We start from the raw sequence: 1,858 nt of genomic DNA on the forward strand, positions 1-1,858 counted from the left end.
GGCGCTAAGCTCTGCATCGGTCTTAACGCCGGCAAAGAAGCGCGCTCTCGTTAAAATTTCGCTTACTTTATTCACGACAAACCCTCTTCTCTTGTGAACTACCTGCGGACCGGCTCAAAAATTTCGCCGTCGCCGGTGTATATCCAATCCCTACTAAAGCCGTATCTTTCGGCAAATCGCATAACCCACTCAAAAGGGATAAGCTTCTCACCAAAGCGAACCTTTTTATAGATAAATTTAGACGTGCTTAGAAAAGACATCACGTCGTTTAGGCTCTGATTGGTAAGTCTCCTCATCAGATCCAATCGATCCCCGATAGAGTAGAAATCGATACTCTTGCGCATTTTTTAACTCCTTTTACGCAAAGATTTGATATAATTAAGTGATTTTGTCCTGAAAAAAGAAAACCATTTTTCTTAATTTTCTGCATTAATTATATAACAAAAGTTATATAAATGTCAAGTATTTTTATAACTTTTTTATAAAGGAGCATTAAATGACGGTGAGAGAGGAATTGGACGATTTAAAATTTCGTCTAAGGTTAAAAACCGATGAAGAGCTAGCAGTTGCTTTAAATACTTCGAAAGGATCGATAGACAGATGGATAAGTAGAAAGGATATCCCGCAGAAATGGCGTAGGATAATAGAGTTGCAATTTCCGAAAAACGCAAGCATGAATATAAACGGATCTAGCGGATACTTTATAAACGGCAATAATATAAGCGGAGGGAATTACGACGCGAGGTTCGCGATGGCCCCCGAAGAGATGTTAAAGCGCGCGCAGAGCGGAAATGTGCGCGAAGCAAGATACTTAATAGAAAACGATCCGAATAACGAATATGAGGATATAGACGATATAAAAAAGCGCCTTGCTATAAGAACAAACGACGAGTTTACAAAAGTATTTCAAATAGATTTGAGTAAACTTAGAGAGATACAAAAAAGTGGAAAAATTCCGCAAAGCATACTTGCTGCAGCGCACGAAATCGAAAGAAAGATGCATGATTTATCGCTTAGTTTTGGAGGGCGAGATATGGATAAAGATTTTGCTTTTGTTAAATTTGGAAGCAATATCCATGAATTTCTAGGTCCAAGTATTGATATTGAACTTATCTATATGCTTACTTATGCAAATAGAGAATTTAAAGAAGGGGCCTTGCGGCGATTAAAAAAAATTAAAAGCCTATCGAAATTTGAGTAATAAGAGAGTATAAAAATGAAAAAGATCGCTTTGGTTTTATGCGTGATGCTAAATTTTGTCTTTGCAGAATGTAAGTTATACGCGAGCGCAGATAAAATGACCGATGAAAAATTCCATTGGACAAACTGCGGGAGCGAACCTTTTAATATAAATATTTTTCATATGAGAAAAGAGCTACGTCCACAAAAAACCGATATGTATATCATAATATCCGATAACATAGAAGGATTTCTTGTTGAATACACAAAAGGAAATTTTGGCTATCAAGCAATAAGAATAAGGATCGATAAAAATAAATTCTTTGATGTAGATGCCGAGATAATGTCCGGATATTATGGGAAAAACACTAGGGCATCTTTTTTTATAAGCCCAGATCAACAAAAGCAACTAATGGAGGGTAAAAAAATATTAGTTCGATATATTTCGGGACAAAACAGGGTGAGCACCGAGAGCATCGATATTTCAACTATAAAAACTCCAAAGCAAGAGGATAAAAAATGAAACAGGTTATTCTGGCTTTAAACGGCATCGGCATAGTTATTGCACATCTAATAGGCGCCATAAATACTATAATCGGAATGTATAAAATCTACGATAGCATTATCGCCGCAGTTATAGGCGGTCTTATTAGTGGCATCCCGTTTATATGGCCTATTC

General features: G+C 36.7%; 3 protein-coding genes. 2 read left to right on the forward strand and 1 reads right to left on the reverse strand.

The genetic code is table 11. The features are described 5' to 3' along the window. Positions 1-98: 98 nt before the first annotated feature. A complete protein-coding gene (locus tag Q0605_RS09140; protein WP_298706397.1) occupies positions 99-344 on the reverse strand; it encodes a hypothetical protein in 246 nt (81 codons plus the stop codon). Positions 345-496: 152 nt separating this feature from the next. Between Q0605_RS09140 and Q0605_RS09145 the strand changes: the two genes are divergently transcribed. Both Q0605_RS09145 and Q0605_RS09150 read left to right on the forward strand, forming a co-directional pair. Beyond that, the gene (locus Q0605_RS09145; RefSeq protein ID WP_298706398.1) at positions 497-1,201 is read left to right on the forward strand and encodes a hypothetical protein; all 705 of its coding nucleotides are present in this window, start codon (positions 497-499) and stop codon (positions 1,199-1,201) included. Between the two features lie 15 nt (positions 1,202-1,216). After that, positions 1,217-1,702, forward strand: a complete 486-nt coding sequence (locus tag Q0605_RS09150) for a hypothetical protein (RefSeq protein ID WP_298706400.1) — start codon at positions 1,217-1,219, stop codon at positions 1,700-1,702. Positions 1,703-1,858 lie beyond the last annotated feature (156 nt).

The organism is uncultured Campylobacter sp., from assembly GCF_938017705.1.
GTDB lineage: Bacteria > Campylobacterota > Campylobacteria > Campylobacterales > Campylobacteraceae > Campylobacter_B.